Genomic DNA, 23,363 nt, shown 5'->3' with positions numbered 1-23,363 from the left:
GCAATGCCGCACTATCGCCGAGTCGGGGAAATCCCCCCAAAACGGCACACCCAGTTCCGCTCGCCGGAGGGAAAGCTCTACGCCGAAGAGCTCATGGGCGTCGAGGGCTTCTCGTCGGATTCAGCGCTGCTCTACCACCGCCACCTGCCGACCGCGATCGTCAACGCCGAGGTCTACGCGGACTTCCGCGGTCCCCTGGTGGCCAACCACCCGCTCAAGCCCCGCGCCTTCCGCTCGCAGGACCTCAAGTGGTCCGGCGCGAACGCGGTGACGTCCAGGCGGACCCTGATGGGCAACGCCGACGTGGTCATCGGCTTCGTCGTGGCCACCGAACCCAGCCCGCTCTACCGCAACGCCGTCGGCGACGAGCTGCTCTACTGCCAGGGCGGCACCGGCACCGTCGAGACGATCTACGGCGCCCTGCGGATCGAGGACGGCGACTACCTGGTCATCCCGACCTCGACCACCTACCGGGTGGTCCCGGACGACGAGCTGCGCCTGCTGACCGTCGAGGCGAGCGGCCACATCGGCCCGCCCAAGCGCTACCTGTCGAAGAAGGGCCAGTTCCTGGAGCACGCGCCCTACTGCGAGCGCGACCAGCACGGCCCGACCGAGCCCATGCTGGTCGACGGCGAGGATGTCGAGGTCCTGGTCCGCCACCGCGGCGGCATGACCAAGTTCACCTACGCCAACCACCCGTTCGACGTGGTCGGCTGGGACGGCTGCCTCTACCCGTGGGTGTTCAACATCCGCGACTTCGAGCCGATCACCGGCCGGATCCACCAGCCGCCGCCCGCCCACCAGACCTTCGAGGGCCCGAACTTCGTGGTGTGCTCGTTCGTGCCGCGCAAGGTCGACTACCACCCGCTGGCGATCCCGGTGCCCTACAACCACGCCAACGTCGACTCCGACGAGCTGATGTTCTACGTGCGCGGCAACTACGAGGCGCGCAAGGGCTCTGGCATCGAGATCGGCTCGCTGTCACTGCACCCCGGCGGCTTCACCCACGGCCCCCAGCCGGGCGCGGCGGAGGCGTCGATCGGCGCGGACTACTTCGACGAGACCGCCGTCATGGTCGACACCTTCCGCCCGCTGGAACTCGGCGAGGCGGGCCTGGAGAGCGAGGACGCCCGCTACGCCTGGTCCTGGGCCAAACGCGGCCCCGACTGGAGTTAGTCGCTGAACTCCGCGACGCTGAGGAACGGATAGCCAGGCAGCCCGACGGCCACCTTGCCGCTGGGCTGCCCGGCGACCCACAGCAGTCCGGTCGCCTCGGCGTTCGCCCGCAGTTCCTTGGCGCCCCGGCGCAGGGCCACGGCCTTGTCGCCCGCGCGCAGGGTGTCGCCGTCGAGGGTGACCGGGACGGACGTCCACGGCCCGGCGGCGAGCAGCTTGTCCATGGCCGCCCAGTAGCGGAGCTTGGCGATGCGCCACGCCAGCAGCCCGGCGATGGCGAGCGTGCCCGCGACGACGCCGATGGCCAGCGGGGTCTGGTCGGCGCGCAGGTCGCGGCCGAACAGGTCGAAGACCATGACCAGCGCGAACACCATCAGCAGGCCGGGCAGGACCACGTCGGTCCGCGAACGCTTGCGCGGCGTCGCGGTCGTGTGGACCAGCACGGCGTCCGAGGACGCCAGCGGCACCCGGACCGGGTCGTCCTGCACGACGTTGACCTCGTAGCCGCCGGAGACGTTCTCCGAAGTCACCTTCGCCTGACCGAGCGGCAGCGCGAGCCCGGCCGACCGGATCGCCGCCCAGCCCCGCTCGTCCGGCCCGACCAGCCAGATCCGCCCGGTCCGGGCGAGCACCTGCTGCGCGGGCCACGGCAGCGCGTTGGCCACCAGGTTGATCGTCTTCGCGCCGTCGCGCACGGCGAGCTTGACCTTGGGCAGGCCGCGTCCCGGCCGGTAGACCTTGACCTTCGCCTCCCGCCACGACTCCGCGCGCAGCAGCTTGGCCGCGGGCCCGACCCACCCGCCGATCATCACGAACGTGAGCACGGCCGCCAGCAAGAACGCCACGGCGGCGATGCCCAGCAGCGCGATGAGCACCCAGCCCACCCCCGCCAGCGCCAGCGAGATCGCGGGCACGCCGAACGCCATCGCGAGCGCGGGCAGGCCCAGCAACGGGTTCCGCAGGGCCCGCAACGCAGCGGCCGTATGCGGGTCGGCGACGGCCGGGATGTCAGTCGGGGGCTCCAGTGCGGGAGCCTCGCGCTTGCTCATCGGTCCTCCGATCAGGTGGTGATCGGGGGCGACTGTAGCCACTGGTGAAAACATGCGGTGGTGGAATGTCGGCTGTGTGGCTTCCCACAACGGGCCACAAGAAGTTAGGGTGGCCTAACTTGAGGAGGTCGATCCGTGAGCAGTCAGCGTCCCCCGGCACCGCACCCGGCCGAACGCGCCCGCACCATGGCGGCCAACGGCGGCCGAGTGACCCTCCTGCCCGCCTGTGAGGACCCGTCAGCCGCCGACCGTGTCGTCCCCGCTCTGCACCACGTCCACGCGGACGGCACCGTCAGCGTCGTGCTGAGCGACGACCACCCGCTGGTCGGCGCGGCATGGCAGGCGCCGCGGGGCGAGGTCGCGACCATGGTCGAACTCGCCGACCAGGCCCCCGTGCCGCTGCGGGAGCCGGTGCGCGGCCTGCTGTGGATCACCGGCTGGCTCCGCGCGCTCAGCGCCGACGAGGCCAGGGCCCAGGCCGTCCTGGTCGCCGAGGAGCGCCCGGACCCGCGACTGCTCGACGTCGGCCACGGCTGCGCGCTGCTGCGCCTGGAGCCGGCCACCATGGTCCTCGCCGACGGCGAGAGCACCCACCCGGTCGCGATCAGGGAGTTCACCGCCGCCACGCCGGACCCGTTCGCCGAGTACGAGGCAGGCTGGCTGCGCCACCTGGAGATCTCCCACACCGACGTCGTCGGCGCCCTGGCCAGGCACCTGCCCGCCGAGTTGCGGGGCGGACACGTGCGCCCGCTGGGGCTGGACCGGTTCGGTCTGCGCCTGCGGGTCGAGGCGATCGACGCCGACCACGACATCCGGCTGGCGTTCTCCCGCCCGGTGAGCACGGCGGCCGAGTTGGGCACCGAGCTGCGCAGGCTGGTCGGCTGCCCGTTCCTCGCGTCCAGGTAGCTTGCGCGGGTGCCCAACCTGCGCGCCTGGCTGGCCCCGGAACGACCGGGCGACGATCTGATCGCCGACCCCCGCGAGCGGCGGATGGTCTGGATCGAGCTGATCATCGTCTTCGCGGTGACGCTGGGCCTGTCCGGCCTGAGCAGCCTGCTGTCGCTGGTCGACGCCCTGCTGCAACCGGTCGCGCTGTCCGACCAGACCGTCGCGATCAACGTCCCGCAGGCCAAGGCCGACCTGATCGACCTGTTCAAGCAGCTCCTGGGTGCCGTCCGGCTGATCGCCTGGGGCGCGCTCGGCGCCTACCTGCTCTACCGGTCCGGCATGCGGCTGGCCGCGGTCGGCCTGGACCGGACGCGACTGGGCAAGGACGCCGCCGCGGGTGTCGGTCTGGCCGCGCTGATCGGCGTGCCGGGGCTGGGGCTCTACCTGCTCGCCCACGCGCTCGGCGTCAACCTGGCCGTGGCCCCATCCACCCTGGACGACACCTGGTGGCGCCCGGTCGCGCTGACGATCCTGGCGGCGGGCAACGCGTGGGCCGAGGAGATGCTCGTCGTCGGCTACCTGATCAGCAGGCTGCGCCACCTCGGCTTCCGCGAGAACACGTCCTTGGTCACCGCCGCGGTCGTGCGCGGTTCGTACCACCTCTACCAGGGCTTCGGTGGGTTCATCGGCAACGTGGTCATGGGCCTGGTGTTCGGCCGGGTCTGGCAGCGGACCAACCGGCTCTGGCCGCTGGTTATCGCCCACACCCTGCTCGACTTCGTCGCGTTCGTTGGCTACTCGCTGCTGCGCGGGAAGGTCAGCTGGCTGCCGTAAGGAGCCCGAGCCCGATCGACACGACGCCGACCGCCAGCGAGAGCGCGCCGGTCCAGATCAGCGCGATGAGCTTGTTGGGCCGGACGACTTCGCCGCGGCCCATCGAGGAGAAGAAGAAGCCGCCGGAGATCAACAGCGCGGCCAGCGGGACAGCGATCCGGGCGAGCCAGCCCAGGGCGCCGGTCAGCCCGGCGGCGTCAGCTAAGACGAGACAGACCAGCGCCAGCGTCACCAGGACGCCCGCGTGTGCGTGGCCCGCGCGGGCGAACCGCTGCTGGAAGTCGGTCAGCTTCTCCTTGCCGCGCACGATCCGCATCAGATACCAGCCGCCGAACTCGATGCCGACGATGGTGAGCAAGATCAAGCCTGCGATGACCCGACTCGCGTCGGTGAGGGCGAAGGTGTTCACCCGGCAAGATTACACTGTTATGTAACATCGTTTCAATACTCAGGTGTGGCATCGATCCGCCCGCGCCGGTACCAATGTGACATGGCAGGACTCGGCGAGTACCGCCGCAAGCGGGACGCCCGGCGCACGCCAGAGCCCATCCCCGACGACGACGCGCTCCCGCACGGCGACAACGACAGCTTCGTCATCCAGGAGCACCACGCCAGCCGCCTGCACTGGGATGTGCGGCTGGAGCGCGACGGGGTGCTGGTGTCCTGGGCCGTGCCCAAGGGCCTGCCGCCCGACCAGGGCGACATCCGCCTGGCGGTGCACACCGAGGACCACCCGATGGAGTACGCCACCTTCGAGGGCGACATCCCGCACGGCGAGTACGGCGGCGGGAAGATGACCATCTGGGACCGCGGCCGGTACGAGACGCTGAAGTGGAGCGACCGCGAGGTGGCGGTGATCTTCCACGGCGAGCGCGTCCAGGGCCGCTACACGTTCTTCCACGGCGGCAAGTCGGAGAAGGACTGGATGGTCCGCCGCTCGGAGCCCGCACAGCGCGGCGGTTGGGAGCCGCTGCCGACGACGCTGCTGCCGATGCTCGCGACCGCGGGCTCGCTGCCCGCCGACGAGGACGACGAACTCTGGGCCTACGAGTTCAAGTGGGACGGGGTGCGCGCGCTGGCGCGGGTCGAGGGCGGCCGGGTCCGGCTGTTCTCCCGCGTCGGCAACGACATCACCACCAGCTACCCCGAACTGCGCGCGCTCGGCGAGGAACTGGGCAGCACCGAGGTGTGGCTCGACGGCGAGATCGTCGCCTTCGATGAGGGCAAGCCGTCGTTCTCCGCGCTGCAGAAGCGCATGCACGTCAGCGAGGACCGGATCGCGCGCAAGCTCGCCGTCGACGTGCCGGTGGCCTACATCGTCTTCGACGTCCTGCACCTCGACGGCCGCTCGTGCGTGTCCCTGCCCTACCGCGACCGCCGCGAGCTGGTCGAGGGGCTGGAACTGCGCGGAACGCACTGGAACACCTCGCCGAGCTTCGCGGGCGACGGCGCCGCGGTGCTGGAGACCGCGCGGGACCAGTCGCTGGAGGGGATTGTCGCCAAGCGGCTGACCTCGCGGTACTTTCCCGGCAGGCGCAGCGCGGAGTGGCTCAAGATCGCCGAGGTGCGGGCCATCGAGGTGATCATCGGCGGCTGGCGGCCGGGCGAGGGCAGGCGCGGCGACGTGTTCGGCTCGCTCATGCTCGGCGTGCCGACGCCCGACGGGCTGAAGTACGTCGGGCAGGTCGGCACCGGGTTCACCGACCAGATGCTCGACTCGATCATGGGCAAGCTGCGCAAGCTGGAGCGCAAGTCCTCGCCGTTCCACAACGAGATCCCGCGCGAGCGCGGCAAGGGCGCGCACTGGGTGCGGCCGAGCCTGGTCGGCGAGGTCGTCTTCCGCGACTGGACCAACGACGACCGGCTCCGCGCACCGGCGTGGCGCGGGCTGCGGTCGGACAAGCGGCCCGAGGACGTCGAGGAGCGGGGTCCCGATGGCCGATGATGTGATGGTGGCCGTCGAGGGTCGGCGGATCAAACTGTCCAATTTGGACAAGGTATTCTACCCCGGTGCCGACTTCACCAAGGGTGAAGTGATCAACTACTACAGCCGGATCGCGCCCGCGCTGCTACCGCACCTCGCCGAGCGGCCGATGACGTTCCGCCGGTTCCCGGACGGGGTGACCAAGGCGGGCTTCTTCGAGAAGAACGCCTCGCGGCACGCGCCGTCGTGGGTCCGCACGGTGACGATCGAGACGCCGGGCAGCAGCACCGGCGCGGAGAGCCTGGACTTCGCGGTGCTGGGCGACCTGGCCTCCCTGGTGTGGGCGGCCAACCTGGCCGGGCTGGAGCTGCACGTTCCACAATGGACAATCGGCGCGCGCGGCGCGGCCCGGCGGCCCGACCGGCTGGTGTTCGACCTCGACCCAGGCGAGCCCGCCACGATCGTCGAATGCTGCGAGGTCGCGCTGCGGCTGCGCGAGGTGCTGGCCGACGACGGGCTGACGGCGGTGGCCAAGACGAGCGGCTCCAAGGGGATGCAGCTCTACGCGGCGGTGACCACGACGTCGGCCGAGCAGACCTCGGACTACGCCAAGCGGCTGGCCGAACAACTGGAGGCGGAACTGCCGCGACTGGTGGTCTCGCGCATGGCCAAGGACCTGCGGCGGCACAAGGTGTTCATCGACTGGAGCCAGAACAACCCGAACAAGACCACCATCGCGCCGTACTCGCTGCGCGCGCGGCCGGCCCCGACTGTGTCGACCCCGGTGACGTGGGACGAGGTCGCGGCGTGCCGCTCGGTGGACGACCTGACATTCATCGCCGACGAGGTGCTTGACCGGGTCGACGACCACGGCGACCTGTTCGAGGTGCTGTTGACCAAGGGGCCGAGGCTGCCTAGAGGCTGAGGGGTGCTGAGCCGAAGGCGACATTGAAGCGGTCGCACCAGATGACGACGCTGTTTATGCCGGTGAGGTCGGCGTCGGCGGGGATGGTGTAGTTCTGGTTGCCGTCGGTGGCCTTGAGCTTGCCGAGTTTGACGAAGTGGCCGTCGTCGTAGGCCTTCCAGTCGCTGCCCGACTTGGTGGCGCTGAGCCAGACGTGCACGTCGGGGCCGTCGGAGGTGGAGAAGCCCTCCAGGCGCAGCAGGCGGGCGCCGTTCTGTTCGAGCAGGCGGGCGGTGCCGGAGGTCTTGTGCTCGGCGTTGACGAACGCGCCCTCGGCGAGCACCTTGGGGCCCGCGACCGTCGTGGTCGGGGCAGTCAGGGTCGGCGCGGTCGGGTCGGCGGCGGCGGTGGTGGTCGGGGCGGCGGTCGTCGAGGTCGCCGCGACCTGGAAGCCTGCGGGCAGGGCCTCGTCGACCGTGCTGTGGGTGAACAGCTTCCATGGCTGGAACGCCCACAATCCGCCTGCCAGGAGCACCAGCGCGATCGCAAGCGCCACCCAGGTCACCTTCCGACGCAACAACTTACGCATCAAACTGGCCTTTCGCTTAACGATTGCCATCCGGCGACAGCGATCCCTGGCGTTCTTCTCCATTATGCCCGCTCATCTACAGCGTTTTCCTTACCGAGTGGTTACGCTGCGATTCGTGACCGCCCACATTCCCGACGTCCCCGACGCCGAGCAGCCGCCCCCCGCGCCGCGCGTGGACAGCGAGGTCGGCCCGCTGCGCACGGTGCTGCTGCACCGGCCCGGCAACGAACTCAAGCGCCTCACCCCGCGCAACAACGACCAGCTGCTGTTCGACAGCATCCCGTGGGTCGACCGCGCGCAGGACGAGCACGACACCTTCGCCGACATCCTCGGCGGCCGCGGCGTCGAGGTCATGCGCCTGTCGGACACCCTGGTCGAAGCCCTGGCCGACGAGCGCGCCCACGCCGCCGCCGCTGCCACCGCCGTCGACCGGCGCCGCCTGGGCAACGAGCTGGCCGAGTCCCTGGGCAGCTACCTGTCCACTGTGGACGCCAAGGGCCTGGCCGACGTGCTCATGGCGGGCATGACCTTCGAGGAGCTCCCCGCCGCCGAGGGCGCCTCCCTGGTGCGCAAGATGCACCACCCGCACGACTTCGTCGTCGACCCGCTGCCCAACCTGATGTTCACCCGCGACTCGTCGGTCTGGATCGGCGACCGCGTCGCCATCGCGTCGCTGTCGATGCCCGCGCGCATCCGCGAGACCGCGCTGCTGGACCTGATCTACGCCTACCACCCCCGCTTCCGCGCCGCCGGCCGCGCCTACGGCGCCCACTCGGCCCCCGTCGAAGGCGGCGACGTCCTGCTGCTGGGCCCCGGCGTCATCGCCATCGGTGTCGGCGAACGCACCACCCCGGCGGGCGCGGAATCCTTGGCCCGCTCCGCTTTCCGCGACGGTCTGGCCCACACCGTGCTCGCGGTGCCCATCGCCCAGGACCGCGCGACGATGCACCTGGACACGGTGTGCACGATGGTGGATCGGGACGCCGTGGTCATGTACCCGGCGGTCCGCGACACGTTGGTCGCTTACACGATGAAGCCCAACGGGGTCGAGGGTGTGCGGGTCGAGGGGCCGATTCCGTTCCTGGAAGCGGCTGCGCCCGCGATGGGGATCGACCGGCTCCGGGTGATCGACACCGGACTGGACCCGGTGACGGCGGAGCGGGAGCAGTGGGACGACGGGAACAACACGTTGGCGGTTGGTCCTGGGGTTGTCGTGGCATACGAGCGGAACGTGGAGACGAACGCCCGGCTGGAGGACGCGGGTATTGAGGTCCTGCGCATCAGCGGGTCGGAGCTGGGGACTGGACGTGGCGGGCCGCGCTGCATGTCTTGTCCGGTTCGACGCGACCCGATCTAGCAGGTTGGCGAAGATCGCCGGAATCAGGGCGGCCCAACAGGTTTGGGCGCTCCTTCACTCACCGAAGATCATCTGATTCAGTGACGCATGGTACGGCGGCGGTCGGGTAGTGTGAGGGACAGCTGAGGCCGCTAGGCCGAGGAAGTGAACCCGGGCAGGACCCGCCGGACGACGGGCGCCCGGGTTTCGCGCTGTTCAGTGCCCGCCAGATCGCATCGCATCTTGCCGACGTATGCGCCAATCCAGCGCCATCCGCTAATCCGACGCTCATCCCGAACGAGGAACGCCCCACCAGCACGAACGCAACAGGCCGAGCTGAACGGCCTGTTTGATGTGCCATGGATTTTCCGGACACCGGCCCCAGTAGAATTGGGGCTTGACGGAACGGAGAATTCTTATGAGTCCACGTCGTCGTTTCTCGCCTGAGTTCAAGGCCGAGGCTGTCAGGATGGTCGTGGAGGGCGGTGTTTCGGTCGCGGCGGCGGCCCGCCAGTTGGATTTGGTGGAGCAGACCCTGCGGAATTGGGTCGAGAAGCACAATGAGGCCCATCCGCGGCCGGTCGACTCGTTGACCGACTGTGAGCGGGTGCGGCTGCGGGAGTTGGAACGCGAAGTCGCCGAACTGCGGATGAAGAACGAGTTCCTGGGAAAAGCCGCCGCCTTCTTCGCCCGCGACTATCGGTGACCGAGACCTACGAGTTCATCGACGGCGAAAAAGGCAACTACCCGGTCACCGCGATGTGCGACTGGATGGAAGTATCGAGGTCGGGGTTCTACGAATGGCGGAACAAACCCGTGTCCGCCACCGTCGAGCGCCGCGAGACCCTCAAGGAGCGGATCACCCGGATCTTCGCCGAGTCACGCCGAACCTACGGCTACCGTCGAGTGCACGCCGCCCTGGCCCGCCAGGGTGTCGCGGCGGGCGCCGAACTGGTCCGTGCCCTGATGCGCGAGCTGGGTCTGGTGCCGCGCCGGCCCAGACCACGACCACGGATCGCCGCCGACCGCAACGCCGCCGAGGTCCCCGACCTGATCAACCGTGACTTCACCGCCGACGCGCCTGGCTACAAACTGGTCGGTGACATCACCTATGTCCCGACCCGTGAAGGATGGCTTTATCTGGCCACCGTCATCGATGTCGCGACACGGAAAGTGGTCGGTTGGGCCACCGCCGACCACCTGAGGGCATCGTTGGCCTGCGACGCCATCACCGCCGCGGCCCGCAATATCCGCCTCGCCGACACCGCCGTCTTCCATTCCGACCGCGGAACCCAGTACACTTCCACCGAATTCCACACCCACCTCCGCCGCCACCGAATCACACCGTCGATGGGCCGCACCGGAGTCTGCTGGGACAACGCACTCGCCGAATCATTCTTCGCCGCACTCAAAAACGAACTCGTCCACCACGCCGACTTCCCCACCCGACACCACGCCCACCAAGCAATCAGCGCCTACATCGAACTCTTCTACAACCACACACGCCTGCACTCCACCCTCGGATACATCACCCCCAACGAAGCACACAACCGCTACCTCGCAACACAACCAGCGGCCTGAAACCCCCCTAAACCACCGTCCGGAAAACCCATGGCAGATCAGTTTGGGTGGTTCGCCTTGATTTGGGGTGAATGGGCCTAAACTTTCGGCGCGGGTGGGCTTCACCTGGCCCACCTTTTAGACCCGCGCAGGCCCATTCGAGGGGCCCCAAATCAAGGCGAACCACCCAAACAGGCGCCACCCCGCAAGCTCTCTGGATGCCGGACGCGGTGGCGTGGCACTGGGGTGCGGCAGGCGCAAGCGCGTCGAACCGGCGATCTGCGCCGTGCGTGAGGTGGTCCCCAGATAGCGCAAAACCCAGGCTCTCGCCGTCCGACGAGTCCTGCCCGGGTTCACTTCCTCGGCCTAGCGGCCTCGGCTGTCCCTCACACTACCCGACCGCACCCCGTACCGCGTGTCGCTGGATCAGGTGATCTTCGGTAGGTCAGGGGCGCTGTGGAACGGGCGCGTCGGGGAGGGCGGGCGTATCGTCGCCGGCATGACTTCCCGGTTCGACAAGCTTCTGCAGGATCAGATCCGCAACGAGTTCACCGCGTCGCAGCAGTATGTGGCGTTGGCGGTGTGGTTCGACGGGCAGGATCTGCCGCAGTTGGCGAAGCACTTCTACCGCCAGGCGCTCGAGGAGCGCAATCACGCGATGATGATCATCCAGTACCTGCTCGACAACGATGTCGAGGTGAGCGTGCCGGGGATCGACGCGGTGCGCAACGACTTCACCGAGGCGGCGGAGTTGATCGCACTCGCCCTCGATCAGGAGCGGCAGGTCACCGACGACGTCATCGCGCTGGCCAAGGTCGCCCGCGACGAGGACGACTACAAGGGCGAGCAGTTCATGCAGTGGTTCCTCAAGGAGCAGGTCGAGGAGGTCTCGCAGATGTCGACGCTGCTCAACGTCGTCAAGCGGGCCAAGGGCAACCTGTTCGACATCGAGAACTACCTGGCCCGCGAGCACGTCGGCACCTCGGGCGACGACCCGCTGGCGCCGCGGGCCGCGGGTGGCCGGGTCAGCTGAGGGTGGGGCGCCGTCACCGGCGGTGACGGCGCCCCCGCACGTCACAGGGTCAGTGACCAGCTGTTGATCCGACCGGTGTCCTGCGCGGCGACGTCCTGGACCCGGAGTTTCCAGGTGCCGTTCGCCGTCTCGCTGGACAGGTTCGCCGAGTAGGTCGTGTTGATGTTGTCGGCGCTGTCGTTGGACGAGTTCTTCAGCCGGTAGGCCGTGCCGTCCGGCGCGACGAGGTCGATCACCACGTCACCGCGGAAGGTGTGGGTGATGTTGACCGCGATCTGCGCGGTGGCCGACGGGGTGGCCGTGCAGCCCGAGATGGTGACCGGGCTCTCCACCGCCGACGAGTTGTCCGGGATGTTGACGACCGTGTTCGAGGACGCCGTGCAGCCCGGGTTCGGCGGCGTGACGTCGACCGCCCGCTTCCAGATCGTGTAGGCGATGCCGTCGGCCGCGCGGTTGAGGTGCGTGGCGCTGACGTTGCCGGTGTTGTCGCACGACTGGTGGTAGCAGCCGTCGTAGGCCGCGTTCGCCGTGCCGCCCCACTTGGTTGCCTGCGCCGAGGTCTTGCGCGCACTGGCACCCATGGCATAGCCCGACGTCGGGATGCCGCCCTGCTGGAACGAGTAGTCGTCCGAGCGACCCTGGCCCTCGGTGTTCTCCTCAGGCTGGATGTTGAGCGAGTCGTAGTACGCCTTCATCGGGGCCGAGGCGGCGGAGTTGATGTTGTTGATGAAGTATCCGCCGTTCTTCGACCCGATCATGTCGAAGTTGTAGTAGGCCTTGATCTTGGTGCGCTCGGCCGATGACAGGCTGTTGACGTAGAACTCAGAGCCGTTGAGGCCCTGCTCCTCGTCGGTCCACCAGCCGAACCGAACCCGGTTGACCATGGTCGGGTTCTTCTCGGCCAGCACCAGCGCGGCCTCCAGCAGACCGCTGGAGCCGGTGGCGTTGTCGTTGATGCCCGGACCAGCCGAGACACCGTCGAGGTGGGCGCCGAACATGTAGACGGTGTTCGCGTCACCGTGCGGCCACTCGGCGATCAGGTTGTTGCCCGAACCGGAGGTGCAGCCCGAGGTGCAGGTCTGCTCCGAGACCGTGTAGCCAGCCGCCTGCAGCTTGCCCTTCACGTACGCCACCGACGCGCGGTAGCCCGCACTGGTCGAGCGACGGTTGCCCCCGTTGTTGGAGGCGATGGTGCCGAACTCGTTCAGGTGCGCCTGCACCTTGGCGATGTCGATGTCCGGCACACCCGGGGTCGGCGTGCCGCTGGTCACCGTCAGCGAGTACGACGCGGTCTTGGTGACCGAGCCGGTGCCGGTGATCGTCACGGGGTACGTCCCCGCGGGCGTGCTCGCCGAGGTCGCCAGGGTCAGCGTCGAGGACGCGCCCGAGGTGACCGAGGTCGGGCTGAAGGTCGCTGTCGCACCCGCGGGCAGGCCCGAGGCGGTGAGGTTGACCGTCTGCGCGCTGCCGCTGGTGGTCGTGGTCGAGACCGTGGTCGTGGTCGACGACCCAGCCTGCACGCTGCCCGAGGTGGGCGACGTGGCGATGGAGAAGTCGTTGGCGGGGGTGCCGGTGCCCAGGGTCAGACCCCAGTTGTTGAGCGTGCCGGTGTCCTGCGCCGCGACGTCCTGGACCCGCAGCTTCCACGTGCCGTCGGCGACCTCGCTCGACAGGTTCGCGGTGAACGTCTGCTTGACGTTGTCCGCGCTGTCGTTGGCCGACGAGTTCTTCAGCCGGTACGCGGTGCCATCCGGCGCGACGAGATCGATGACGACGTCACCGCGCCAGGTGTGGTTGATGTCCACCGGGATCGAGCTGGTCGCCGAGGCGTTGCCAGCGCAGCCGGAGATGACGATCGAGGACTCGACCGTGGTGTTGTCGGGCAGGGCGACCGGCGTCGTGTTGGTGCCGGTGCAGCCCGCCGCCGCGGTGGCGGGCAGGGCGGCGACCAGGCCCGCGCAGGTCAGAGCTGTTGCCAATAAGGCGGTCGACATGACTGTTCTCACGTCATGACTCCTTCCACCCGGACTACGGGTGTGCAGGGTGCAGGGACAGCCGACCGACTCCACTGACGGCCCTCACGTCGAAGCCGGACGACGATCGCGAGGCTAAGCGCCGAAATCCTGAGGAGGATGCAGGGAGAACCCTTGACGTCTGGGCAAATGGCGACGCCGCCACCCCCGAGTGGAGGTGACGGCGTCGCGTCGATCAGTCAGTCGCTTAGAGGTTCAGCGACCAGCTGTTGATGACACCGGTGTCGTTCGTCGCGATGTCCTGCACCCGCAGCTTCCAGGTGCCGTTGGAGGTCTCGCCAGACAGGTTGACGGTGAACGTCTGCTTGACGTTGTCCGCGCTGTCGTTGCTCGACGAGTTCTTCAACCGGTACGCGCTGCCGTCCGGGGCGATCAGGTCGATGACCACGTCGCCACGCCACGTGTGGTTGATGTCCACCGGGACCGTCGCCGTGGCTGAGGGAGCCGAAGAGCAGTTGGCGATGGTGATGGCGGACTCGACCGTGGTGTTGTCCGGGATGTTCACCGCGTTGGTGTTGGTGCCCGCGCAGCCCGGCGGCGGCGGCGGGGTGCCACCGGAGACGGCCTGCTTCCAGATGGTGTACGCGATGCCGTCGGCCGCGCGGTTGAGGTGCGTGGCGCTGATGTTGCTGGTGGTGTCGCACGACGCGTGGTAGCAGGCGTCGTAGGCGGCGTTGGCGGTGCCGCCCCACTTGGTTGCCTGCGCCGAGGTCTTGCGCGCGCTGGCACCCATGGCGTAGCCCGAGGTCGGGATGCCGCCCTGCTGGAACGAGTAGTCGTCCGAGCGACCCTGGCCTTCGGTGTTCTCCTCAGGCTGGATGTTGAGCGAGTCGTAGTACGCCTTCATCGGGGCCGAGGCGGCGGAGTTGATGTTGTTGATGAAGTATCCGCCGTTCTTCGACCCGACCATGTCGAAGTTGTAGTACGCCTTGATCTTCGCCTTCTCCGTCGACGGCAGGTTGTTGACGTAGAACTCAGAGCCGTTGAGGCCCTGCTCCTCGTCGGTCCACCAGCCGAAGCGAACCCGGTTGGTCATGGTCGGGTTCTTCTCGGCCAGCACCAGTGCCGCTTCCAGTAGCGCGCCGGAGCCGGAGCCGTTGTCGTTGATGCCCGGACCGGCGGAGACACCGTCGAGGTGGGCGCCGAACATGTAGACGGTGTTCGCGTTGCCGTGCGGCCACTCGGCGATCAGGTTGTTGCCCGAGCCGCTGGTGCAGCCGGAGGTGCAGGTCTGCTCGGTGACGGTGTAGCCAGCCGCCTGCAGCTTGCCCTTCACGTACGCCAGCGACGCGCGGTAGCCCGCACTGGTCGAGCGGCGGTTGCCGCCGTTGTTGGCGGCGATGGTGCCGAACTCGTTCAGGTGCGCCTGCACCTTGGCGATGTCGATGTCCGGGATACCCGGGTTCGGCGTGGTGCCGGTGACGGTCAGGGCGTAGTTCGCGGTCTTGGTGACCGAGCCGGTGCCGGTGATCGTCACGTTGTAGTTGCCCGCGGCGGCCGCGGCCGTGGTGGCCAGGGTCAGCGTGGACGAGTTGCCCGACGTGACCGAGGTCGGGCTGAACGAGGCGGTCACACCGGCGGGCAGACCCGACGCGGTGAGGTTGACCGTCTGCGCGCTGCCGCTGGTCGTGGTGGTGGAAACGGTGGTGGTGGCCGACGCGCCCGCCTGCACGCTGCCCGAGGTGGGCGAGGTGGCGATGGAGAAGTCGTTGACCGGGGTGGAGCCGTCGCCGACCTTGAGCGACCAGTTGTTCAGGGTGCCGGTGTCGTTCGTCGCGACGTCCTGGATGCGCAGCTTCCAGGTGCCGTTGGCGACCTCGCTCGACAGGTTCGCGGTGAACGTCTGCTTGATGTTGTCCGCGCTGTCGTTGCTCGACGAGTTCTTCAGCCGGTAGGCGGTGCCGTCCGGGGCGACGAGGTCGATGACGACGTCACCGCGCCAGGTGTGGTTGATGTCCACCGGGATGGTGCTGGTCGCCGAGGCGTTGCCCGAGCAGCCCGAGATGGTGATGGAGCTTTCCACCGTGGTGTTGTCCGGGATGGCCAGCGCGTTGGTGTTGCTGCCCTCGCAGGAGCCGCCGGGGCCGCCCGGACCGATGGTCAGCGCGAACGTGGTGGTGCGGCTGACCGAGCCCGCGCCGGTGATCGTCACGTTGTAGGTGCCCGCCGCCGCTGCCGCGGTGGAGGTCAGCGTCAGCGTGGACGAGCTGCCCGAGGTGACCGAGGTGGGGTTGAACGCCGCGGTGACGCCCGAGGGCAGGCCGGAGGCGGACAGGTTCACCGTCTGCGCCGAACCCGAGGTGGTGGTGGTGCCGATGGTGCTGGTCACCGAGCCGCCACCGGCCGGGATGGTGCCGGAGGTGGGCGACGCCGAGACGGAGAAGTCGTTGGTCGGCGTGCCGGTGCAGGTCGCCTCACCCGCCTGCGCGGGCACCGAGACGGCGAGCCACGCGTTCTTGGTGGCGTTGAAGTTGGTGCAGTCGTTCGGCCACAGGTTCTTCGCCGCGGCGAGCGTCGCGACGCGGGCCTTGGCGTGGTTCCAGGTGGAGGTCTTCGACAGCAGGCCGTTCATGAAGATCTTGCCCGCGTTCTGGATGCCGATACCCGTCACGGAGGCGGGGCCGCCGGTGCAGATCGGGCTGTTCGGCTTGCCGCCACCGGGCGCGGAGCCCTCGGCGAGCAGGTAGAACCAGTGGTTCTGCGGACCGGCCGCCGCGTGCACCTCGGTGTTGGGAATCGACGAGGAGTAGCAGTTCGGGTCGCTGAGCGCCGACGGGTTGTACATGTTGCGGATCGGGCCGTTGCCGACGAGGTTGACCTCTTCGCCGACCAGGTAGTCACCCGGGTCGTTGGCGTTGTTGGCGTAGAACTCGGTCAGGGCGCCGAAGATGTCACCGGTGGACTCGTTGAGGCCGCCGTTCTCGTTGCCGGAGCCCGCGCCACCCGGGGTGTTCTGGAAGATCGCGTGGCCGTACTCGTGCGCGACGACGTCGATCGGAACGACCTGGCGCTGGTTGTCCTGGCTGTGGCCGTAGTTGGTGTAGCTGCCGTTCCAGAACGCGTTGACCTGGGCAAGGCCGACCCTCGCCGGGAAGGCGCCGCCCTGGCCGTTGAAGCCGTTGCGGCCCAACCAGGCCGACAGCATGTCCCATTCCTTCTGGGCGGCGTACATGGCGTCGACACAGGCCGTTTCGAGGTCGGTGCCGGTCGCGTTGCCCCACGCGTCGTCGGTGCCGGTGTAGGCGGAGCCGTTCTGGCCACCGCACTTCAGGCCCGAGCGGGTCGTGTCGGTCATGGTGTACGAGGAGCCGGAGCCCGAGGTCTGGATGGTGACGTCGCCGTTGTAGTAGCCGCGGCCGGTGCCCGCCTTGACCTCGTCGTACTCGTCGATGACGGAGCCGGTGAGAGCGTCGACGAAGACGTGCAGCACGCTCGGCGCGGAAGCCGTGCGGCCTTCCATCACGATCTCCCACGCCAGCTTCGGCGTGCCCCAGGCCAGGACGACGAGCCGCGAGGACCGCTGGCTGTCGACGTGGGGCAGGTGGCGCTTGGCGGTGGCGCGGGCGGCCTCGACGGTGATCCGCGGCGACACCGCGACGTCGAGCACCGTTTCCTGGGCGACCGACGAGTTCACCACGTTGGCACTGGCGTTGGTGACCACGACGAAGTCGCCACCGACGACCGGCAGGCCGCGGTGCTTGCGCTCGTAGGAGATGTACTGCAGCCCGTTGTCGCTGCTGTCGACCTTGACCTGCTGGACCTCGTCCTGCTGGCTGGTCAGGAACCGCTGGGAGTTGCCTCGCACGAAGTTGTCGGCGGCGGCGGCCGCGGCGACCTGCGCCTGCTGGGCCGCGCTAATCGTGGGTGCCGCTCCGGCGGGCAAAGACACGACCAGCGCACCGGCCGCGACAGCGGCGGCCAGTAGCGCGGTCGACATGGATCTTTTCACGTCGAACTCCTTTCACCCGGGGTCCACCGGGTGATCAGGTGTGCAGGGTTCGGCGGGCCTGTCGAAACGACGCCCTCACGCCAGGGCAGGCCCACGCTCCGCAGAAGCTAGATCGGAGTGCGGCGGGCACGATGCCGGGAGATCCCTTGCGCGGTTCACAGTTGTCAGTCAGCCGGCGTGGATGTGCCTGATCAGCTGGGTCCTGGACCGGATTCCGAGCTTGCGGTAGATCCGCGTGAGGGTGGCCTCGATGGTCTTGCGGCTGAGATAGAGCTGGTCGGCGATCTCCTGGTTGGAGGCGCCCTCGCCGACCATCGCCGCGACCCGCGCCTCCGAGGCGGTCAGCGTGCCGCCGGTGTCGCCGACGTCGCCGAGGCGGACCAGCAGCGAGTTCGCCTCGGCCAGCCACGGGTGGGCGCCGACCGTGGTGAACAGCTCGATGGCGGCGTCCCCGGCCGCGCGGGCCGCGGTGTAGTGCCTGCGCCTGCGCTCGACCTTGGCCTCCACCAGCAGGCAATGGCCTTCCTCGATCGGTTGGCCCAGCGCGTGGAAGGTCGCGCGCGCCGACCGCACGAGGTCCATTGCCCGGTCCGATTCCCCGGTGGCCGCGCGCAGCGCCGCCTCCGCCCGGTCGTAGGTCGCGGTGACGCCGGGGCCGCACTCCGTTGTGGCGCGAGCCGTGCCGATCAGCTCGTCGGCCGCGGCGATCTCGCCGAGCGCGAGCAGGCCGGTGACCAGGTCGGCGTGCCAGCGCTGGGATGTCGGGTCCTGCCTGCCGTAGGCCGATTCCTGGGCCTGGATCCGGCGCAGCGCGTCGACCCCACCCTGGATGTCGCCATCGCGGAGCCTGGCCTGGGCCACCAGGTGCAGGTGCTTGCGCAGGTAGAACAGGTCGTTCTCCTCCAGGCAGGCCCGGATCCCCCGCTCGGCGCAGGACCGCGCGCCCGCCAGCGAGCCGCCCGCGAGTTCGGCGACGGCGCGGGCCGACCACGCGGGCCCTGGGCTGAGCCCGAACTCGGCCGCCACCCGCACCGCGCGGTCGGCGTAGTCCAGCGCCTCGCGGCAGCGGCCCAACCGTGCGTCCACTTCGGACAGAGCGCGGAGCACCGCGAGCAGTTCCTCCGCGCCGCCGCGTTCCACCACGGCCAACAGGCCAAGCAACTCGGCCCTGGCCTCGCCGAGCCGGTCGTCGAAGGTGGCGAACCGGGCGGCGGTGAAGCGGGGACCCAGGTGCCACAGGCCGTCGGCGGCCGGGACACCCAGGGCCAGGCCGTCGTCGAGCAGGGCGCGCGCGTCGGGGCGGCCCAGTTCCCTGGCCGCCAGCGCCCGCACGGCCAGTGCCATCGATTCGGTGACCGGGTCGCGGACGGCTCTGGCGTGCCGAACCGACAGGTCGGCCTCGGTGTCGGCGACGCTCAGCGTGCCGGCGCTGACCGCCGACCACGCCCGCCAGAGGTGGGTGTGGGCCAGCGCGGCCGGGTCGCCCCCGGCCTCGCTGTGCGCGGCGGACAGCGTCTCGTCCATGGTCGACAGCGCCTGCCCCGACAGCTTGAGCAGCGCCAGCCGCACCCGGACCCGTTGCACGGGCTCGGATTCGGCGGCCAGCACGGCCTCGGCCGCGGGCCCGACCAGCTCTGGCAGGCTCGCGGTCGCGCCCACCTCGGCCGCGGCGACCAGCCACCCCACCCGGCTGCGCTCCTGGTCCGGCGGCGTGCGGTCCGCGGCGAGCAGGTACAGCTCGGCGGCGAGGTCGCGGGCTCCGCGCCGTAACGCCGCCTCGGCGGCGACCACCAGCGCCTTGGCCATCTCGCCGTCCGGATCGGCCGAGGCCAGGGCCCGGTGCCGGTCGGCCTCGGCGGCGAAGGTCACCGCGCCCGCCAGCGCCAGGTGCACCGCCGAGCGGCGGGTCGCCGACACCCCATGGGCGACGACGAGCGCCGCGTCCGGTGGCGTGAAGCGGATGGTGTCGCCGTCGGTGACGAGCAGCCCCGCGTCGACCGCGGCGGCGAGATCGGCGTCGACCTCGACCCGGCCCGCCCGCAGCAGCAGCCGCACGGTCGGCCGGGTGGCCAGGGCGCAGACCAGCAGCGTCTCGCGAACCTGGTCCGACAGCTCGCGGAGCCTGGAGTGGATCAACGCCCGCAACCGGGAAGACCCGTCCGCGAGCGCGAGCGCGAGGTAGGGATTGCCCGCCGAATCGGCGTGGATCTTCGTGGCCGCCCGCGCGGACGTGCCGTGCGCGTCGAGCAGATCGGCGATGTCCTCGGCGGTCAGCGGCGGCACGGTGGTCTCGGTGATCGGCCCCGGCACCAGCGTCCTGGCCCGCTGCCCGGAGTCCGGCCATCGCCCGGCAAGCACGAACCGCACCGCGAGCCCGTCGAGCCTGCGCGCTGCGTAGGCGAACACGTCGGCGGTCGGGGCGTCGAGCCAGTGAACGTCGTCGACCAGGATCAGCACGGGTGCGCGCTTGGCGCACTCGGTGAGCACCGAGTGCCAGCCGAGCCTGCGCGCGGCCCTGACCCGGTCGTCGGCCGCGCGCCTGCCCCGGCGGACGCCTTGCAGGGCCAGGCGCTGCCTGTCGGTGAGCGGGCCGAAGCAGTCCGCGGGGACCTGGCCGAGCAGGTCGGCCAGCCCTTGATAGCCCATCCAGCGCTCAGCCTCGGCGCCGGACGCGCGCAGCACCAGCTCACCGCGCGCTCTGGCGGCGGTCCCGATGGCGTCGAGCAGGGTGGACTTGCCGATCCCGCGCGGGCCGTCGAGCAGGACACTGTCTCCGACGGCGAGGCACGACTCCAGGACCGCGAGCAGGTCGAACCGACCGACCACGGTTCTGGCCGGAGGTCTCGCGACAGGGGCGAGTGTCCTGGTCACGTCGTGACGATCCGTCCGTCTCACTCGGCGTTTGCCCGGGGAGCCGTCACGTTACATATGTGCGCATGTGTGCATCAAGGGATGCGAGGGCAATTCACATACATGGTAATTACTCGTAGCAGTCCTGGGTGGCCGATTCGAGTCGCATCTCCGCGACCTTCCCGTCGCGCACGATGACCCAGTACTGGTTCGCCGGGTTGCCGGGAACCGCCACGACCCACTCGCCGACCGCGCCATGGGTGTCGACCGACGTCGGGTACGCCTTCTTCAGGTCGGCCTCCGACGAGCCGATGATGATCCCCTTCGGCATGAGCGGCCGGACCGGTCCGTTGGCCAACCGCACCAGGCCGTGCTTGGGCGAGATCACCACGGAGTAGTGCGCGGCCTCCTTGGGCGCGCCCTTGTAGTCGTAGCCGAGGCAGCCACGGGAACTGGTCGGCTGCGCGTTCGGGGTGATCAGCCCGGTCGCCTCGGCCTCCGCCGCGGTCATCCCGAGCCGCAGGTCCAGATACCCGGTCGGCCCGAAGTCCATGGTGCCGTCGTACTCGTCCTCCGGCTGGAACGGCGTGGTGGTCGGGGTGGTGGTCTTCTTGGTCACCGTGCCCGTGCGCGTCCCGCTGTTGCTCGGCGCGGCCGTGGGCGCGGAAGTGACCTGCGGCGCGGAGGTGACCTCGACGGTGGTGGTCGAGGTGGCGCCGAGGGAGACGTCGCTGCCGGGCACCGACTGCGCGGGCCCCCGATCGGCCAGCACGAACGCCGCGCCCGCCAGCACACTCAGCGCCGCGGCCCCACCCGCCGCGCTCATCGCGACCCGACGCCGCCGCACCCGCCGCGCCCCCGCGACGACCGCCTCGGCCGCCCCGGCGCGGACCGGGAGGTCCAGCCGTTCGTCAGCGAACAACCGCTGGAGTTCGTCATCGATGTTCACGACTCTTACCTGCCTTCGACTGTCGCGGCGAGCTTCGTCCGCAGCGTGGCCATCGCCTTGCTGGCCTGGCTCTTGACCGTCCCCGCGCTGACGCCGAGGGTGTGGGCGATCTCGGTTTCCGACAGACCTTCGTAATAACGCAGGACGATCACCGCCCGCTGCCGCGGCGGAAGATCCCGCAGCGCGAGCCACAGCGGCTCGTCCTCAAAGGAATAACGCTCCCGGGTGACCACGGTGTCCGGGATGTCGGCGACGAGGTTCTCCCGCCGAGTCCGCCGCCACCGACTGATATGCGCGTTGGCCATAGCCCGACGCGTGTAGGCCAGCGGGTCCCCGGTCTTGTGCACCACCGATGCCCACCGAGACCCGATCTTCTCCAACACCCCTTGCACCAGATCCGCCGCGTCATGCGGATTGCCGGTCAGGGCGTGGCCGTACCGAAGCAACCCCGGCATCGACACACCCACGAACTCGGCGAAGTCATCCACGATCACCGCACCTTCCCCCCAGTCGACACCCCGCGACCACAAGGCGGGGTCCCACAGCAACTCAGGGGAAATCGTAGCCACCGCACACCCCTCCCCTCGCACACCGCGTCGACTGCCTGTCACACGGTCCACGCGCCATCTCAGGTGAAGGTTGCCTCGGGAGTTGAGTGAGCTACGTCACTCTCAGTGGAGTCCCACCCGCTGACGGCGAACCGGGTGCCGTCGAGGTAGGCGCGGATCCCGGCCAGCGGGTACGCGATGACGTCGGCCGGAAGTGCGTCCAACCGAGGCGACGGCCCGGAATCCGCCACGTGACCTCTTCGTACCTCTCCCGCCCGCGTCGAACTTCCTGACGGCAGGTGCCACATCCCGCCGCCGTTCGCGCGGATTCCTCAGTGCGATCGCGTCCAGGGACACCGGCTGCGACGAGACGAAAGGGCGTATCGCTACGACGTCCTGACTGAGCTCTTGCTCAAGTAACCGTTAGCGGTGAGCCAGTGCGGGCGGCAGTTCGAAGAGCCCGTCCGGACCCGGCGGAAAGTCGTGCACCCCGACCACCGCCGAAGCCGGAATCGCCCCATACACATGGGGAAACCACGGCCCGTCCGCGATCGCGGGGACCGCCGCCTCCCACCGAACCGGCTTGCCCACCAGCGCGGGATCGATCTCCAGCAGGACAAGATCCGTCCGCCCACGGTAAAGGCGGTTCGCCGGGAGGTGCACTGTCCCGAAATCGGAACAGTGCACGAACCCCTCCGACACCAGACTCGGCGCCGTCACCTCGGTGGCGGGCCAGTCCGAGCGCGCGATGATGTGCAGGATCAACGGATCGTGATCTGCCGTCCGAGCAGACCGTCCCGGGCCCGCCGCTCCGCGATGGTCAGTGGCTCCGCGTCCAGGGACGCCAGCACGGCCTCCAGGCGCTCGCCCAGGGCGGTCGCGCCCTCGGTCCACTCGCGGGCGTGGAGTTCGCGGTCGAGGTCCCAGACCGGGACCAGCAGGCCGTGGGCGCGGAAGGAACCGGCGAAGCGGGTGCCTTCGCCCAGGGTCAGCTCACCGCGGGCCGACAACCGGGCCAACGCCGCCAGCAGCTGCTCTTCCGGCTCCGGGCGGACCCAGCGCAGGTGGGCCTTCTCGCCCGCGTCGACCCAGTAGGCCGACGGGCCGATGCGCTCGGTGGGCAGGATGGCGCTGTTGGCGCGCTCCAGGGACAGGGCGACCTCGCCAGAGGGCTCCGTGCCCTCCGGCATCCACCACGTGAAGTCGGAGTGGACCTCCGGCTCGATCGCCACGGCCGGGTCGAGCAGGTCCTGCAGCCGCTCGGGCTTCTCGGGGACCTCGGTCTCCGGGCCGACCACCGGCAGCACGTCACCCGGCTGGGCGTCGAGGACCCAGCGCAGGGCGCGGGCCAGGTCGCGGCTGATGTCGTTGGAGCGGGTCTGGACCTGCAGGCCAACGAACGCGACGTCGTCGGCGCGGACCAGGGCGGCGGCGGCCATCGGCAGCACGGTGGCCAGCACGACCTCGCGGCCCTCGACCGACAGCGGCAGCTTGGCCGTGCCGGACGGGACGAACTCGCGCAGCGCGATCAGCTCGGTCTCGCCCGCGATGCCCTCGAACGGACGGCCGACCGGCACGTCGACCACGCCGCCCGCCGAGCCGTGGCAGGCCTTGTAGCGCTTGCCTGAGCCGCACGGACAGGGCTGGCGCGGGTTGATGCCCGACGTGTCCTCCGGCTTGACCTTGCGGGGCTTCACCGCTGATCGCTTGGACATCGTCGAAACTCCTCGCCGTACGGACA

At 69.6% G+C, this 23,363-nt stretch carries 19 protein-coding genes; 8 read left to right on the top strand and 11 right to left on the bottom strand.

The annotated features are described in order from the left end of the window. The first annotated feature begins 3 nt into the window (after nt 1-3). A complete protein-coding gene (locus tag BN1701_RS27150) occupies nt 4-1,176 on the top strand; it encodes a homogentisate 1,2-dioxygenase (RefSeq protein ID WP_054053460.1) in 1,173 nt (390 codons plus the stop codon). Here BN1701_RS27150 and BN1701_RS27145 read toward each other — a convergent pair. Continuing rightward, on the bottom strand, nt 1,173-2,225 hold the full coding sequence (locus BN1701_RS27145; protein ID WP_054053459.1) for a hypothetical protein: 1,053 nt from the start codon (nt 2,223-2,225) through the stop codon (nt 1,173-1,175). The genes BN1701_RS27150 and BN1701_RS27145 overlap by 4 nt on opposite strands. Nucleotides 2,226-2,411: 186 nt before the next feature. Between BN1701_RS27145 and BN1701_RS27140 the strand changes: the two genes are divergently transcribed. Both BN1701_RS27140 and BN1701_RS27135 read left to right on the top strand, forming a co-directional pair. Further along, nucleotides 2,412-3,131 (top strand): DUF2470 domain-containing protein, encoded by a 720-nt coding sequence (locus BN1701_RS27140; protein ID WP_054053457.1) that lies wholly within the window; start codon nt 2,412-2,414, stop codon nt 3,129-3,131. A gap of 84 nt (nt 3,132-3,215) precedes the next feature. Next, complete coding sequence (locus BN1701_RS27135; protein ID WP_231949927.1) at nt 3,216-3,947, top strand: CPBP family intramembrane glutamic endopeptidase; 732 nt, start codon at nt 3,216-3,218, stop codon at nt 3,945-3,947. Here the strand turns inward: BN1701_RS27135 and BN1701_RS27130 are convergent. After that, nucleotides 3,931-4,356, bottom strand: coding sequence for a hypothetical protein (locus tag BN1701_RS27130; protein ID WP_054053453.1), 426 nt, complete (start codon nt 4,354-4,356; stop codon nt 3,931-3,933). The two genes, BN1701_RS27135 and BN1701_RS27130, sit on opposite strands and share 17 nt — an antisense overlap. A gap of 81 nt (nt 4,357-4,437) precedes the next feature. Between BN1701_RS27130 and ligD (BN1701_RS27125) the strand changes: the two genes are divergently transcribed. After that, a complete protein-coding gene (gene ligD / locus BN1701_RS27125) occupies nt 4,438-5,892 on the top strand; it encodes a non-homologous end-joining DNA ligase (RefSeq protein WP_054053451.1) in 1,455 nt (484 codons plus the stop codon). After that, entirely contained in the window at nt 5,882-6,796 is a 915-nt protein-coding gene (ligD, locus tag BN1701_RS27120) for a non-homologous end-joining DNA ligase (RefSeq protein WP_054053450.1), read from the top strand. The genes ligD (BN1701_RS27125) and ligD (BN1701_RS27120) overlap by 11 nt, the downstream gene beginning before the upstream one ends. On the opposite strand, the gene BN1701_RS27115 is transcribed toward ligD (BN1701_RS27120), so the two are convergent. Then, on the bottom strand, nt 6,786-7,331 hold the full coding sequence (locus tag BN1701_RS27115; RefSeq protein ID WP_231949722.1) for a DM13 domain-containing protein: 546 nt from the start codon (nt 7,329-7,331) through the stop codon (nt 6,786-6,788). The genes ligD (BN1701_RS27120) and BN1701_RS27115 overlap by 11 nt on opposite strands. A 205-nt stretch (nt 7,332-7,536) precedes the next feature. Here BN1701_RS27115 and BN1701_RS27110 point away from each other — a divergent pair, with 205 nt between their 5' ends. From BN1701_RS27110 to BN1701_RS27095, 3 genes are all read left to right on the top strand, one after another. Further along, nucleotides 7,537-8,721: an arginine deiminase gene (locus tag BN1701_RS27110; protein WP_054056161.1), complete on the top strand. Its 1,185-nt coding sequence runs from the start codon at nt 7,537-7,539 to the stop codon at nt 8,719-8,721. A 397-nt stretch (nt 8,722-9,118) separates the two neighbouring features. Beyond that, nucleotides 9,119-10,281, top strand: a protein-coding gene (locus tag BN1701_RS27100) for an IS3 family transposase (protein ID WP_157368246.1) whose coding sequence is annotated in 2 segments (ribosomal slippage) — nt 9,119-9,368 and nt 9,368-10,281 — 1,164 coding nt in all. Because the reading frame shifts where the segments join, the coding sequence is not laid out codon by codon here. Nucleotides 10,282-10,759: 478 nt separating this feature from the next. Continuing rightward, complete coding sequence (locus tag BN1701_RS27095) at nt 10,760-11,293, top strand: ferritin (RefSeq protein WP_054053442.1); 534 nt, start codon at nt 10,760-10,762, stop codon at nt 11,291-11,293. A 41-nt stretch (nt 11,294-11,334) separates the two neighbouring features. Here the strand turns inward: BN1701_RS27095 and BN1701_RS27090 are convergent, their stop codons facing one another. The 8 genes from BN1701_RS27090 to BN1701_RS27060 form a co-directional block, all read right to left on the bottom strand. Further along, nucleotides 11,335-13,299, bottom strand: a complete 1,965-nt coding sequence (locus BN1701_RS27090; RefSeq protein ID WP_231949721.1) for a proprotein convertase P-domain-containing protein — start codon at nt 13,297-13,299, stop codon at nt 11,335-11,337. Nucleotides 13,300-13,513: 214 nt separating this feature from the next. Next, nucleotides 13,514-17,275: a M28 family peptidase gene (locus tag BN1701_RS36570; protein ID WP_172803330.1), complete on the bottom strand. Its 3,762-nt coding sequence runs from the start codon at nt 17,273-17,275 to the stop codon at nt 13,514-13,516. 168 nt (nt 17,276-17,443) lie between these two features. Then, complete coding sequence (locus tag BN1701_RS27080; protein ID WP_172803329.1) at nt 17,444-20,146, bottom strand: LuxR family transcriptional regulator; 2,703 nt, start codon at nt 20,144-20,146, stop codon at nt 17,444-17,446. A gap of 109 nt (nt 20,147-20,255) precedes the next feature. Next, nucleotides 20,256-21,074 (bottom strand): hypothetical protein, encoded by an 819-nt coding sequence (locus BN1701_RS27075; RefSeq protein ID WP_054053436.1) that lies wholly within the window; start codon nt 21,072-21,074, stop codon nt 20,256-20,258. 5 nt (nt 21,075-21,079) lie between these two features. Then, nucleotides 21,080-21,568, bottom strand: coding sequence for a SigE family RNA polymerase sigma factor (locus tag BN1701_RS27070; protein ID WP_369800626.1), 489 nt, complete (start codon nt 21,566-21,568; stop codon nt 21,080-21,082). A gap of 134 nt (nt 21,569-21,702) precedes the next feature. Next, a complete protein-coding gene (locus BN1701_RS36045; protein ID WP_157368245.1) occupies nt 21,703-21,873 on the bottom strand; it encodes a hypothetical protein in 171 nt (56 codons plus the stop codon). 172 nt (nt 21,874-22,045) lie between these two features. Then, a complete protein-coding gene (locus BN1701_RS27065) occupies nt 22,046-22,387 on the bottom strand; it encodes a DUF952 domain-containing protein (RefSeq protein WP_054053434.1) in 342 nt (113 codons plus the stop codon). Beyond that, entirely contained in the window at nt 22,384-23,337 is a 954-nt protein-coding gene (locus BN1701_RS27060) for a DUF5926 family protein (RefSeq protein ID WP_054053433.1), read from the bottom strand. The genes BN1701_RS27065 and BN1701_RS27060 overlap by 4 nt, the downstream gene beginning before the upstream one ends. Nucleotides 23,338-23,363: the final 26 nt, after the last annotated feature.

It is taken from the genome of Alloactinosynnema sp. L-07, assembly GCF_900070365.1.
Classification (GTDB): Bacteria; Actinomycetota; Actinomycetes; order Mycobacteriales; family Pseudonocardiaceae; genus Actinokineospora.
The sequence above is the reverse complement of the archived record's forward strand: the minus strand, read 5'-3'. Positions and strand labels throughout refer to the sequence as shown.

What these genes read in the sequence shown, in the direction of transcription:
- BN1701_RS27095 (WP_054053442.1), top strand. Translation starts at nt 10,760, where the DNA reads ATGACTTCCCGGTTCGACAAGCTTCTGCAGGATCAGATCCGCAACGAG.
- BN1701_RS27140 (WP_054053457.1), top strand. Translation starts at nt 2,412, where the DNA reads ATGGCGGCCAACGGCGGCCGAGTGACCCTCCTGCCCGCCTGTGAGGAC.
- ligD (WP_054053451.1), top strand. Translation starts at nt 4,438, where the DNA reads ATGGCAGGACTCGGCGAGTACCGCCGCAAGCGGGACGCCCGGCGCACG.
- BN1701_RS27060 (WP_054053433.1), bottom strand. Translation starts at nt 23,337, where the DNA reads ATGTCCAAGCGATCAGCGGTGAAGCCCCGCAAGGTCAAGCCGGAGGAC.
- BN1701_RS27150 (WP_054053460.1), top strand. Translation starts at nt 4, where the DNA reads ATGCCGCACTATCGCCGAGTCGGGGAAATCCCCCCAAAACGGCACACC.
- BN1701_RS27145 (WP_054053459.1), bottom strand. Translation starts at nt 2,225, where the DNA reads ATGAGCAAGCGCGAGGCTCCCGCACTGGAGCCCCCGACTGACATCCCG.
- ligD (WP_054053450.1), top strand. Translation starts at nt 5,882, where the DNA reads ATGGCCGATGATGTGATGGTGGCCGTCGAGGGTCGGCGGATCAAACTG.
- BN1701_RS27135 (WP_231949927.1), top strand. Translation starts at nt 3,216, where the DNA reads ATGGTCTGGATCGAGCTGATCATCGTCTTCGCGGTGACGCTGGGCCTG.